This is a genomic window from Streptomyces malachitofuscus (assembly GCF_055571035.1).
The window spans coordinates 61086-74000 of record NZ_JBVIGA010000028.1 but is presented as its reverse complement, the minus strand read 5'-3'; the positions used below and the strand labels follow the sequence as shown (position 1 = coordinate 74000).

Below are 12915 nucleotides of genomic sequence, written 5' to 3'. Positions count from 1 at the left end.
ACGCACCGCACCCAACGTGCGCAAACCGGCCCACATGGCTGGCGTGACCCGGCCCGCCGGGTCACGCTGGACGGGGGTGTCCGGGGGATGGCGATGCACGTGGGAAACAGGTGGCGGGCGCCGGCCGCGTTCACGGCGGTGTGCGCGGTGCTGCTCACCGGCTGCGACGGGGCCGGAGGGCAGGACCGGCCGGGCGAGCAGGCGGCCACGGTGTCACCGGCACCGGCCCGGCCGTCCGGGTACGGGGCGGTGTTCCTCGCGGTCGACGAGTGCAGCTCCTTCGGCCGCACCAGCTTCACCGAGGTGTCGTGCAGGAGCGAGCGGGCGGCGGCGCGGGTCGTCGCCCGCCACGACGGCACCGCGCGCGACGGTCCACGCTGCCCGGCGACCACGGACTTCGTGCTGCACATCAGCGAGCAGCGCCCCTCCTCCGACGAGGACGGCGACGGGGCGGTGCCGCGCGGCTACGCCTGTATGCGCAACCTCCAGCCGCCGCACCCCGGAGATCCGGGCGGCGGGGGCGGGCCGCGCACCATCGTCGGCGACTGCGTCTACGACCTGGGCGACGGCAAGGTCCGGGAGACGGCCTGCGACGGCGGTGGCGAGCGCGAGCCGGAGTTCGAGGTGACGAAGGCCGTGGACACCCGGTCCGACTGCCCGGCGTCCACGGCCCTCTACGTCCGGCTCGGCGGGACCACACCGGTGGGCTGTGCCCGCCCGGTGTAGTCCCGCCGGGACCTTACGGTCGCAGCGTGTGACGCTGCTCGACGTCCCGCTTGTCCAGCTTGGCGTCGAACTTCGCCAGCGGCTTCGCCGCCGCCGGGTTCTCCTGCACCGCGTTCGGGGCGACGTCCGCCCAGTCGAGAATGCGGGCCGTGGCGAACGCCTTCTCCTTCGCGACCAGTCCGGCCACGTTCGCGCCGTGGTTCATGCCGGGCGCGGTGAAGACGTACGCGTCACGTGCGCCGCGGCCCAGCCGGAACGGCTCGGCACCCCACGGGTCGTTCTCGCCGTACACGAACAGCATGTGCCGGGCGTTGTGGCGGACCCAGCTGTCGACGTCGCGCATCGCCCACGGCTCGAACTTCATGTCGATCGCACGGGGCACGAAGTTGCGCGGCGGCTGGTAGCCGTAGCGGATGTACTTCTTCTCGATGTGCGGGAAGTGGATGGTCGGCGCGCCCAGCTGCGTACCGGCCTGGTAGTAGTACGGCGTGTACGGGCTCAGGCCCTGGTCCGTGTAGAACGAGAACCCGGAGATCGTGTCGATCGAGGTCCAGATCTCGTCGTCGGTGGCGTTCTTGGCGTCCGCCGGGATCTCCTCGCAGTCGGCGACGGTGCTGTACTGCCAGAAGCCCCACACGTAGTCGAGGACGACGGCCTCGAACGCCCGGTCCAGGCTGCCGATCGTGTCGAAGGTGTAGCCGTTCTCGGCGGCAGCAGCCTGGTACTTCTCCGTCAGCGGCGCCCGGCGCACCAGCGCCTCGCGCTGCACGGCGTTCAGCCGGTCACGGCACTCCTTGGTGCCCACGGTGCGGAAGAAGCGGTCGTAGGCCGAGTCCTCCTTGTTCACCACGTCGTTGGGAGCGACGTAGGCGACCACGCCGTCCATGTCACGCGGGTAGAAGCGCTCGTAGTAGGTGGCGGTCATGCCGCCCTTGGAGCCGCCGGTGGAGATCCAGTTCTCGGAGTAGATCTTCTTCAGCGCCTTGAAGATGCGGTGCTGGTCACTGGCGGCCTGCCAGATGTCCAGCTTCGACCAGTCCGCGGGCTCGGGACGGGACGGGGTGAAGAAGCGGTACTCCATGGAGACCTGGTTGCCGTCCACGATCTGCGTCGGCTCGGCGCGCCGGGGCGTCGTGGAGACGCTGTAGCCACCCGTGTAGAAGACCGTCGGCCGCGCGGTGTCCTTGTGCAGCACGGTGATCCGCTGCTGGAACGTGCCCTTGGAGGGCCTGCGGTGGTCGACCGGCTGGGTGTAGTTGAGGACGAAGAAGCGGTACCCGGGGGACGGCTTCTCCTCGATCAGGCTCATGCCCGGAATGGAGAGCAGCCTCTCCTTGATGTCAGTGGTGCCGGTGGCCTCCGGCTCGGCGGCGGTGGCCGCCCCGGCCGTACTCAGTGTGCCTATGAGCACCGTGAGCGCCAGCAGCCATCTGAGCGCCTTGCGCATGCGCACTCCCCTGTGAGACAGATGTGCGCCGGAAGCTACTCGACCAACTCCCCCCAGCACCAGGGGACATAGGGTTATCCCTCGGTCGGATGCCGGGTCAGCAGAGGATCCAGCCGGAGCTGACGGATTTGCCGCCGACCGTGCCCTTCACCCACACGCAGCGGCGGCCGGCGTGCACCGTCACCGGCCCCGCGTGGTACTTGTAACGGCCCTCGTCGACCACCGGCCGGCCGCCGCGCGCCCGGACGCTCACCGTCATCCTGCGCTTGGTGCCCGGCTTCTTGGCGACGGTGACGGCGCAGACGTAACCGCCGCGTTTGTACACGAGCACCGATCCCGTCGAGAACGGCAGGGTGCGTGCCTTGCGTCCGGGGCAGTGCGCGGCGGCCTGTGCCTCGGCCGGCACGGCCACGGCGAGCAGCCCCGAGGCGGTCAGCACCGCAAGGCCCAGCGCGATGCGCCGGCGTATGGCTCCACTGCCCACAGTCGTCGTCCTCCCGTACCGCGCCTGCCGCGTCAGGCGGCGTACGCGTGTACGGACGCATGACGTACGCCGGATGGTTGCGTGCGGGAGGCCGTCCTCCTCAGGCCGGCGACCGCCCTCCTCACGCCGGCGCCGGCACGTCCTCCCCGACGAACGTCCGCCACAGCGCGGCGTACGTGCCGCCGAGCCGCAGCAGTTCCTCGTGCGTGCCGTCCTCCGCGACCCGGCCGTGGTCCATGACGATCACCCGGTCGGCCCGGGCGGCCGTGGTGAGACGGTGGGCCACCACGAGGGTGGTACGGCGTCCCGCCAGGCGGTCCGTCGCCTGGCTGACCTGTGCCTCGGTGGCCAGGTCGAGCGCGGCCGTGGCCTCGTCGAGCAACAGCACGTCCGGGTCGACGAGTTCGGCGCGGGCCAGGGCGATCAGCTGGCGCTGCCCGGCGGAGAGGTTGCGGCCCCGCTCCGCGACCTCGTGGAGGTAGCCGCCGTCCAGTGTGGCGATCATCTCGTGCGCGCCGACCGCGCGGGCCGCGGCCTCGACCTCGGCGTCGGTGGCGTCCGGGCGGCCGTAGGCGATCGCGTCGCGGACGGTGCCCGGGAAGAGGTACGCCTCCTGCGGTACGACGCCGAGCCGGTGCCGGTAGGCCGTGAGGTCGAGGTCCCTGAGGTCGGTGCCGTCGGCGGTGACCCGGCCGCCCGTCGGGTCGTAGAACCGGGCGACCAGTTTGACCAGGGTGGATTTTCCGGCGCCGGTCTCGCCCACGAAGGCGACGGTCTGTCCGGCGGGGATGGTGAGGTCGATGCCGTCGAGGGCCTCCTCGCCGTCGCCGTAGGCGAAGTGCACGTTCTCGAAGGCGATCTCGCCGCGCAGGGACGGCACGTCGAGCGGCTTGTCCGGCTGCCGCGTGGAGGTCGGCTCCCGCAGCAGTTCCTGGATGCGGCCCAGCGAGACGGACGCCTGCTGGTAGCCGTCGAAGACCTGGGAGAGCTGCTGCACCGGCGCGAAGAACAGGTCGATGTAGAGCAGGTACGCCACCAGCGAGCCGATCGCCAGCGTCCCGTCGTGGACCCGGGCGCCGCCCACGACCAGCACGGCCACGGCCGCGACCGACGACAGGAATTGCACGAACGGGAAGTACACCGAGATCAGCCACTGGCCCCGGATGCGTGCCGCGCGGTAGCTCGCGCTGCGCTCCGCGAACCGGCGGCCGCCGTCCCGCTCGCGGCGGAAGGCCTGCACGATCCGCAGCCCCGACACCGACTCCTGCAGATCGGCGTTGACCGCCGACACCCGTTCACGGGCCAGTTCGTACGCCTTCACGCTGGCCCGGCGGAAGAAGTACGTGCCGACGATCAGCGGGGGCAGGGTGGCGAAGACGACCAGGGCCAGCTCGACGTCGAGCACCAGCAGGGCGACCATGATGCCGAAGAAGGTGACCACCGAGACGAACGCCGTGACCAGGCCCGTCTGCAGGAACGTCGACAGCGCGTCGACGTCCGTGGTCATCCGGGTCATGATCCGGCCGGTGAGCTCGCGCTCGTAGTAGTCGAGGCCGAGCCGCTGCAGCTGGGCGAAGATCTTCAGCCGCAGCGTGTACAGGACGCGTTCGCCGGTGCGTCCGGTCATCCGGGTCTCGCCGATCTGCGCCGACCACTGGACGGCCACGGTGAGCAGGGCGAGCAGGGAGGCCGCCCAGACCGCGCCGAGGGCGGCCTGGGTCACGCCCTGGTCGATGCCGTGCCGGATCAGCACCGGCAGCAGCAGGCCCATCCCGGCGTCGACGGCGACCAGGCCGAGGCTGATGAGCAGGGGCGTGCGGAAACCGCGCAGCAGGCGACGCAGTCCGTAGGAGTCCTCCGCGCGGACCGCGCGCGCCTCGTCGACGTCGGGGACGTCGTTCGCCGGGGGCAGCGCGTCGACCTGGGCGAGGAGCTCCGGGGTGGCGGAGGCCTCGACGAGGGCGGTGTCCTTGGGCTCCCGGTCGCCCGTCCACAGCCGCGGGGTGACGCCGCGCTCGGCGTCGAACTCCGCGTCCAGCTCCGCGCGGACGGAGGTGTCCTCCTCCTGCGGTCCGGCGGGCGGGGTGTGGCCCGGGGAGACGGCGCCGAGCTCGTCGGGGTCGGTGAGCAGCCGGCGGTAGAGGGCGGAACGCCGCTGGAGCTCGTCGTGGGTACCGATGTCGGCGAGCCGGCCGCCGTCGAGGACGGCGATGCGGTGGGCGAGGTTGAGGGTGGAGCGGCGGTGGGCGATCAGCAGGGTGGTGCGGCCCCGCATGACGTTCTTGAGCGCCTCGTGGATCTCGTGCTCGACGCGGGCGTCCACGGCGGACGTCGCGTCGTCCAGGACCAGCAGGCGCGGGTCGGTGAGGATCGCGCGGGCCAGGGCGACGCGCTGGCGCTGGCCGCCGGAGAGGGTCAGACCGTGCTCGCCGACGGTGGTGTCGTAGCCGTCGGGCAGCTCGCGGATGAAGCCGTCGGCCTGGGCGGCGCGGGCGGCGGCGGTGATCTCCTCGTCGGTGGCGTCGGGGCGGCCGTAGGCGATGTTGTTGCGGACGGTGTCGGAGAAGAGGAAGGAGTCCTCCGGGACCAGTCCGATCGCGGCGCGCAGCGACTCGGCGGTCAGCTCCCGCACATCGTGCCCGCCGACGAGGACGGCGCCGCGTGTGACGTCGTAGAAGCGCGGCAGGAGGAGGGAGACGGTCGACTTGCCGGAGCCGGAGGCGCCGACGACGGCGAGGGTCTCACCGGGGCGGATCTCGAAGGAGAGCCCGTCGAGCACCGGCCGGTCGGGGTCGTAGCCGAAGGAGACGTCGTCGAACTCGACGGTCGCGGGCGCGTCGCCGGGAAGTTCCCTGGTGCCGTCGGTCAGGGAGGGCTCGGTGTCGATCAGCTCCAGGACGCGTTCGGTGCCGGCGCGGGCCTGCTGGCCGACGGTGAGGACCACGGCGAGCATCCGGACCGGGCCGACGAGCTGGGCGAGGTAGGTGGAGAAGGCGACGAAGGTGCCCAGCGTGATGCGCCCGTCCACCGCGAGCCAGCCGCCGAGGGCGAGCATCGCGACCTGGCCGAGGGCGGGGACGGCCTGGAGCGCCGGGGTGTACCGGGAGTTCAGCCGGATGGTGCGCAGCCGCCCGGCGTACAGCCGCCGACCGACCTCGCGCAGTTTGCCGGTCTCCTGCTCCTCCTGCCCGAAGCCCTTCACCACGCGGACGCCGCTGACCGCGCCGTCGACGACCCCGGCGACCGCTCCGGCCTGCGCCTGCGCGTACCAGGTGGAGGGGTGCAGCCGGGTGCGGCTGCGCTTGGCGATCCACCACAGGGCGGGGGCGACGGCGAGCGCGACGGCGGTGAGCGGCAGGGACAGCGACGTCATGATGACGAGGGAGATCAGGAACAGCAGCAGGTTGCCGATGGTCATCGGCAGCATGAAGAGCAGGCCCTGGATCAGCTGCAGGTCGCTGGTGGCGCGTCCGACGACCTGCCCGGTGGACAGCTCGTCCTGGCGTCTGCCGTCGAGCCGGGTGATCGTGTCGTACATGTCGGTCCGCAGGTCGTGCTGGACGTCGAGCGCGAGCCGGCCGCCGTAGTAGCGGCGGATGTAGGTGAGGACGTAGACGACGAGCGCGGCGCCGACGAGCAGCCCGGCCCAGGTGGCCATGTCCCTGGTCTCGTCGCCGATGACGTCGTCGATGATCACCTTGGTGATCAGCGGGACCAGCGCCATCACCGCCATGCCGCCCAGGGAGGAGCCCAGGGCGAGCACGACGTCCTTGGGGTGCCGCCACGCGTATGCGGCCAGTCGCCGTGCCCATCCCCGTTGCGGTGTCACGCGGGTGCCCTCCGATCGTCCTGATCTTCCGCAAGGCACCAACGCGGTGAGCGGCGGATTTCATCCCTCCGCGCCGATCGGCGGCGTACGCCGAGAGCGGACGGACGGGGTCTCGTCACGTAATCGCCACCTTCCCTCCACTCACCTGACTGCATGTGCATGCCACTCTCTCGGGTATCCCCACTGTGCAACCCGCGTAGATCGGACACCTCACATGCTCGCGATACGCATACGCCGCCGCAATGCGGTGGCCCTCGCCACGGCGGCGGCCCTCGTCGGCCTCGTCGCCCCCGCTCTCACCCCCACGGCAACCGCCACGACCGCCGCGGCCACCGCCTACGACGACACGTACTACCAGGACGCGGTCGGCAAGACCGGCGACGACCTCAAGGCCGCGCTGCACACGATCATCAGCGACCAGACGAAGCTCTCCTACTCGGCCGTCTGGGACGCCCTGAAGGACACCGACCAGGACCCCGGCAACAGCGGCAACGTGGTCCTTCTCTACTCGGGAATCTCCCGCAGCAAGTCCCTCAACGGCGGCGACACCGGCGACTGGAACCGCGAGCACGTCTGGGCCAAGTCGCACGGCGACTTCGGCACCTCCACCGGTCCCGGCACCGACATCCACCATCTGCGCCCCGAGGACGTCCGGGTCAACTCGATCCGCGGCAACAAGGACTTCGACAACGGCGGCAGCGGCTTCACCGACAGCGGCGGCAGCCTCACCGACTCCGACTCCTTCGAGCCCCGCGACGCCGTCAAGGGCGACGTGGCCCGCATGATCCTCTACATGGCGGTCCGCTACGAGGGCAACGACGGCTGGCCCGACCTGGAGCCCAACGGTCAGGTGGACAACGGCAGCGCGCCGTACATCGGCAAGCTCGCCGTCCTCAAGGCCTGGCACGACGAGGACCCGCCGGATGCCTTCGAACAGCGCCGCAACCAGGTCATCTACGACTCCTACCAGCACAACCGCAACCCGTTCATCGACCACCCGGAGTGGGTCGAGGCGATCTGGTAGGCGTTCCCTTGGCTGAACTCCTCCGGCCAGCCAGGGGGAGTTCAGCCAGCCTTACCGGACATCGCCCATCCAGAGCCGCCGCCCCAGCTCGTCGAGGTCCGCGCGCCGCTCCTCGTACTCGGGCAGCGCGGTCCGCAGCAGCCGCCAGAAGTCCTCCCGGTGCCCGGACACCTTCACGTGGGCCAGCTCATGGGCGATGACGTAGTCGATCAGATGCATGGGCAGCTGGAAAAGCGGCCACCCGAGACTCATCAGACCCCTGGCGCCCGCCCCGGCTCGCGGCGGCTGGTACGAACCCCATCGGTCCCCCAGGTCCCGCACGTCGAGTTCCGGCTCGGTCACCCCCATGCGAGCCGCCCAGGGCTGAAGCCGCTGTCCCGTCCAGTTCCGGCCGGCCCGGCAGTACCAGTCGACCAGCGCCGCCCGGCCCGCCTGCGAATCCGCCGCCAGATCCGGGCCCATGACGAGGCGCCCCGCGATCAGCCGGACTCCTCCGCCCGTCCTCTCCTCACCGGACACGGCCAGCCGGTACGTCCTCCCCAGATAGCGGAAGACCTCTCCGTCGACGAGCCGCTTCACGGGGCTGAGCGGGCGCGTGCGCTCCCGCTCCCGTCGTTTGGTCAGCAGCCAGTCCCGGTGCGCGCGGACGAACTGCTCCGCCTCGGCCGTCGAGCGCCCGGCCGGGGTGTGCAGGGTAAAGGTCGCGTCGGTCTCGACGGTCAGCGCGAACCGTTTCCTTCGGGCGCTGGCACGCACCCGCAGGGACAGCCCGTCCACGGTGAGGAGTGCGTCGGGGGCGGGGTACGTCGAAGGATCGGCCGGCGCGGTCACCCGCCTATTCTCCCCTCGCCCTGCTCCGGAACTGCCGCAGGTTGTCCTGCGCGAAGGACGCCAGGCGCTGAGCCGCGTTCTCCAACGACTCCCAGTCCCCCTTCACGGGCCGGACGTGACCACTGAGCAGGACGTCCTGAAGGTCTCCGGCCAGCGCGTTGATGTCCTGGTGCTGCCCCTGGTACGACGCCCTGGCCATGACGCTGGTGGCCACGTCACACACCTTGCCCGTGAGTCGCCTGATGTCCCCGCCGTCGGCGAGGCTGATCCCGGGTGTGTCCTCCAGGATCTGTTCCACGAGCCGGTACGCCCGCTGTTCGAGCGGCGTGAGACCAGCGAGTTCCGGGGACTCCTCCTGCTCCTGCCTGGCCTCCTCGATCAGCGGGCCGAACTCCTCGATCTGCTCCTCGAAGCGACCCGGCATGGTGCGCAGGATCTCCTCCAGGCGCTTGGAGAGCCGCTCATACTTGGCGGGGTCCTCCCGCTTCGTCCGCTCCTCCAGATGGAAGCGGAGCGCGTGGCCCATCTCCGCCGCCGCCTCCTGCGGCGGCAGCCGTCGCACGGCGTCGTCGAAGGTGAGGGCCGTGAGTGAAACCGGAGGGATGACCTGGTCGATCTCCGGCCCTTCGAGGTGGTCTGCGATCATCGCCCGGACCTTGCGCCCGTACCGGCGCAGCGTGAAGGTGCCGCCCTCGGCGTCCCGGCACAGCCGCCGCACCCGCTTCTGGAGCAAACTCCAGCGCCGGGCGTCCGCCACGTAGTCCAGGGCATCCTCGTGCGGGAGCACGCGTTCGAGGGTGGCGAGAAACGCGTGCAGCACCTCGTCGAAGTCGAACCGCAGGTCTTCGGGCTCCAGCGCGAGGGCCGCAGGGCCCAGCTTGGCGAGCTGGTCGAGCTGCGCGTCGTCGATGCCGTTGTGCCGCAGGAAGTCGCGGACCTTCTGGGCAGCGGGGCCAAGCTTGCCCACCTCGTAGGACAGCTCGCGCATGGTGTCGGTGACGTCGGCGTTCCGGTACCCGGCGAGTGCACTGGAGAGATGCTCGAAGACGCCGTAATAGTCGACGACGTAGCCGACCTCCTTGCCGGGCGAGGTGCGGTTGACACGCGCCACGGCTTGGAGCAGCTCGGCGTCCCGGATCGGCCGGTCCAGATAGAGGACCTGTTCACGCGGCGCGTCGAATCCCGTGAGCAGCATGGACTTCACGATCAGGAACGCGATAGGGCTGTCGGGGTGCACGGGGTCGGGCACCGAGGTGGGGAGCGGCGGCGGTTCGCTGTTCGCGGCCCCGGACCACGGGGTGTTCAGACCGCCGGTGGAATCACTGCCGGGCTTCGGTGCCTGCGGTGGGTTGAAAGAAGTGACGGCGCTCCACTCCGAGTCGGGCGGCAGCTCGGGGAAGGCCTTCTGGAAGCGTTCGATGTACGCCGCCTGACGACCGGCGTCGGTCCACTCCCTCCATTCCCCACGCTTGTGGCCGGAACCCGGAGAGATGACGGGAACGAAGTCGATCCGCCGCAGCAGCGCCCGGAACTGGTAGGCCTGGTAGAGGTAACGCTGCCTGAGGGAAAGCTTCTCCAGCGGTGTCCCCGTCACCGACTCCGGGTCGAACCCGGCCAGCTGCGCCAGCAGTTCGTCACGGGCCTTGCGCAGGGCGTGGTGGTACTGCACGGCCGCCTTCCGGCTAACGGCAGCGACCTGTGCCTTGAAACCGCCGGGGAGCACGGTGGTCACCCAGTGCTCCAGCATGTCCTCGGCCTTCGCCTCGATCATGGGAACGGACTCGGCGACGTCCCGCTCGGTGGGCCACCGCTTGAGCAGCGCGGCCCGCTCCTCGGGGGTGCGGTCCCGGACGAGGTCGTCGAAACCCTTGTCGAGGACCTCCCCGTCACGGACCTCGCCCTCCCCCGTCCGCCCCTCGTAGCGGATACGGACGACGACACCGTCGTGCTCGGCGTCCTCCATCCGATACTCGTCGAGGAAGCCCCGCGGCGAGTCGCCCCGCCCGAAGATCCGGCGCGTATCCTCCTCACGCCCGGTGATGATCGGCGTACCCGTGAACCCGATCTTGGCGGCGTTCGGGATCGCCTTGCGCAGGGCGGCGTGCAGGACGCTGGTATGGGAACGGTGTGCCTCGTCGACGAGGACGAGGATGTTCGGTGAGGTGTTGCACTCGGGGAAGTCCGGTACGGGGCCGGGGCCTTCGTCCTCGCTCCCGTCTGTTCCCTCTCCCGTTAGGTCCCGGTCGTCCCCACTGCCTTCGGCGTCCCCGGCGAAGGTGAACCCGGTCCCGTACTTCTGGATCATCCCGAAGACGACGCGCCGCCCGCCGTCCCGCAGCAGCCCCTCCATCTGCGTCCGGGTCTCCGCCGTCTCAACGTCGGACTCGCTGAGCTTCAGCGTCCGCGAGAGCTGAGTCTGCAACTGGGTGCGGTCGGTGACCACGACCACCATGAACTCACTGAGCCGAGGGTGCAGGTGCACCCGTCGCACCAGGAACGTCATGGTCAGCGACTTGCCGGAGCCTTGCGTGTGCCAGATGACACCGCCGCGCTCGTCCTCGGTGTCCCGCCCGGCACGAGCCCGCCCGGTCAGCAGTCTGCGGACGGCCTTCTCGGCGGCCCGGTACTGCTGGTGCCGGGCGACGGCCTTCACGGTCCGCACGGCCCCGCCGTCCGCCCCCGACTCGACGGCCATCGGGATCACGTAGTGCCGCACGACGTTGAGCAGGGCGGCCGGCCGCAGCACCACACCGACGAGCTTCTGCTGCTCGCCGAGCGGCGGGGGCGCGTCCGGGTCGGCGCCGTCCGCGAGCAGGCCGGCGGTACGCAGCTCCCGCCGCAGCGTGCTCTCTTCCTCCGGTTCGACGCTGCGCCACGGGTGGAAGTGCTCGGGCTCGGAGGTGACGGTGCCCAGGTGGGCGGTCTCGCCGGTCGCGGCGACAAAGAGCTGCACGGTCCGGAACAGTTCCGGCACACCGGCGGGGACCGGAGTACCGGTGGCGTCGAGGTCCGGAACTGGGTTCCCGGCGTAATGCCGGAGATCGAGCACGGCACTGCGGACGGGCTCGGCGAGATCGGGGCTCTTGCACTCGACGGCGACGAGCGGGATGCCGTTCACGAAGAGGACGACATCGAGTATCGACAGCTCGCCGGAGCGGCTGCGCACGCGGAGCTGGTCGACGACGGTGAAGGTGTTGCGCGTGACGAGGTCCGGATGCCACTCGACGTACTGGACGGTGGCGGACGGACCGCCGTGCGCGGCGGAGGGCGAGGGAAGCGTCCAGCCGTGAAGCAGCATGTCGGTGGCGGCGAGGTTCGCCTGCACGACGCCCTGGCCGAGGGAGAGGGAGGCGAGCTCGCCGACCGCCCGCCGGATGTCGTCCTCCCCCATCCAGGGCCGGCCGTCACCGCCCCGGAGGTTGATCCGCCGCAGCGCCGGTCCGAGCTGGTCGACGAGCAACGGCACGGCCGCGTCGAGCGTGTCCAGTTCCACGCCCGGGACGTGCGTCCACCCCATGGCCTCCAACTGCGCGACTAACGGCCGCTCCACCTCGTCCCGCTCGACGTGCACCACCACAGCCCGCGCCTCTCCGTACATCCACCGTTACCCGGAGATCCATTCTGTGCCCCGGGGGTGGGGTGAAGGAAAGGGATGCAGGGGCGGGAGATGCCCGATCGTGCGGACGTACGGGAGTTTCAAGCCAGTACATCCGCACGCTCGGCGGCGGAGGCGGGCGGGTCAGGCGCCGGGGCTCTCCTTGGGGACGGAGTCGGGGGTCTCCTCATTGCCGTGGGGCACGGGGAGACGCGCGCCCCTGCTGCGGGCAATGCGGTGCACGTCGTGGAGCGCCTCGGTCAAGCGAGCCGCGAGATAACGAAGTTGGGGCGCGGTGGCGTTGGTGTCGCCCAGCAGGTCGACGGCGTGGCCGAGAAGGACGACGGCCATGCCGAGCTGGACGGCTTCGATCTCGTCGGCGAGGCGCGAGAGGCGACCGGTTCCGGTGTCGTCGGTGACGAGGTAGCAGGGGTTTCCGTCGAGGGTGGACCAGGGGAGGAGGCGGGGCCGGGTGGCTGTGGGACTGGCGGAGTCGTGGCTCTCGTAGATCATGCGGCGGCCACCTCGGCGCCCCGGACTCGGCGTGAGCCGACATCGACACCGTGGATGCGCCGTGGCCCCACGTCGATGCCGTGCACGGCGAGCCAGAGGGTCCGGCGCCGGGCGCGCTGCTGCCTGGCCTGCGCACGTCGTTCGTGGGCGAGGAGATAGGGGCGGACGAGCCGGGAGTCCTCGCCGTGGAGGAATGCCTCGTGCGGGGAGCGGCGACGGTCGGGTGTGACGGGGGCCGCCGGCGCGGGGATGGGCCGGGCCGCTCCCCCGGCGCGGTGCCGGTTCTGGTGCCGGTGGCGCCCGGAGGCCGGCCACAGGAGCCGGAACAACGGCTCGAGGAGGTAGGCGATACGGTGCAACACGTCTTCAACTCCAGTGTGGTTGAGGGCCATGCCCCCGGGCCGTCGGTAGCGGTCGCGGGGGTCTTCCGTGCCCGAGGGCAGGTCAACATGCATGGACGTCGCTG

General features: G+C 70.8%; 9 protein-coding genes. 2 read left to right on the top strand and 7 right to left on the bottom strand.

The features are described from left to right. Nucleotides 1–93 precede the first annotated feature (93 nt). Nucleotides 94–726: a hypothetical protein gene (locus ACZ44S_RS32620; RefSeq protein ID WP_466935678.1), complete on the top strand. Its 633-nt coding sequence runs from the start codon at nucleotides 94–96 to the stop codon at nucleotides 724–726. Between the two features lie 13 nt (nucleotides 727–739). Here ACZ44S_RS32620 and ACZ44S_RS32615 read toward each other — a convergent pair whose 3' ends face one another. From ACZ44S_RS32615 to ACZ44S_RS32605, 3 genes are all read right to left on the bottom strand, one after another. Continuing rightward, a complete protein-coding gene (locus ACZ44S_RS32615; RefSeq protein ID WP_466935585.1) occupies nucleotides 740–2173 on the bottom strand; it encodes a S28 family serine protease in 1434 nt (477 codons plus the stop codon). Nucleotides 2174–2270: 97 nt separating this feature from the next. Further along, on the bottom strand, nucleotides 2271–2657 hold the full coding sequence (locus ACZ44S_RS32610; protein WP_466935583.1) for a hypothetical protein: 387 nt from the start codon (nucleotides 2655–2657) through the stop codon (nucleotides 2271–2273). Between the two features lie 121 nt (nucleotides 2658–2778). Beyond that, nucleotides 2779–6486 (bottom strand): ABC transporter ATP-binding protein, encoded by a 3708-nt coding sequence (locus tag ACZ44S_RS32605; protein ID WP_466935580.1) that lies wholly within the window; start codon nucleotides 6484–6486, stop codon nucleotides 2779–2781. A gap of 214 nt (nucleotides 6487–6700) precedes the next feature. Here ACZ44S_RS32605 and ACZ44S_RS32600 point away from each other — a divergent pair, with 214 nt between their 5' ends. Continuing rightward, nucleotides 6701–7510: an endonuclease I family protein gene (locus ACZ44S_RS32600; protein WP_466935578.1), complete on the top strand. Its 810-nt coding sequence runs from the start codon at nucleotides 6701–6703 to the stop codon at nucleotides 7508–7510. 51 nt (nucleotides 7511–7561) lie between these two features. Here ACZ44S_RS32600 and ACZ44S_RS32595 read toward each other — a convergent pair whose 3' ends face one another. From ACZ44S_RS32595 to ACZ44S_RS32580, 4 genes are all read right to left on the bottom strand, one after another. Further along, nucleotides 7562–8341 carry a M48 family metallopeptidase gene (locus ACZ44S_RS32595; protein ID WP_466935575.1) on the bottom strand — a complete coding sequence of 260 codons (780 nt, stop codon included), beginning with the start codon at nucleotides 8339–8341 and terminating at the stop codon, nucleotides 7562–7564. A gap of 4 nt (nucleotides 8342–8345) precedes the next feature. Then, on the bottom strand, nucleotides 8346–11918 hold the full coding sequence (locus ACZ44S_RS32590; RefSeq protein ID WP_466935572.1) for a type I restriction endonuclease subunit R: 3573 nt from the start codon (nucleotides 11916–11918) through the stop codon (nucleotides 8346–8348). Nucleotides 11919–12080: 162 nt separating this feature from the next. Continuing rightward, nucleotides 12081–12449, bottom strand: coding sequence for a hypothetical protein (locus tag ACZ44S_RS32585; RefSeq protein WP_466935570.1), 369 nt, complete (start codon nucleotides 12447–12449; stop codon nucleotides 12081–12083). Continuing rightward, nucleotides 12446–12811, bottom strand: a complete 366-nt coding sequence (locus tag ACZ44S_RS32580; protein ID WP_466935568.1) for a hypothetical protein — start codon at nucleotides 12809–12811, stop codon at nucleotides 12446–12448. The genes ACZ44S_RS32585 and ACZ44S_RS32580 overlap by 4 nt, the downstream gene beginning before the upstream one ends. Nucleotides 12812–12915: the final 104 nt, after the last annotated feature.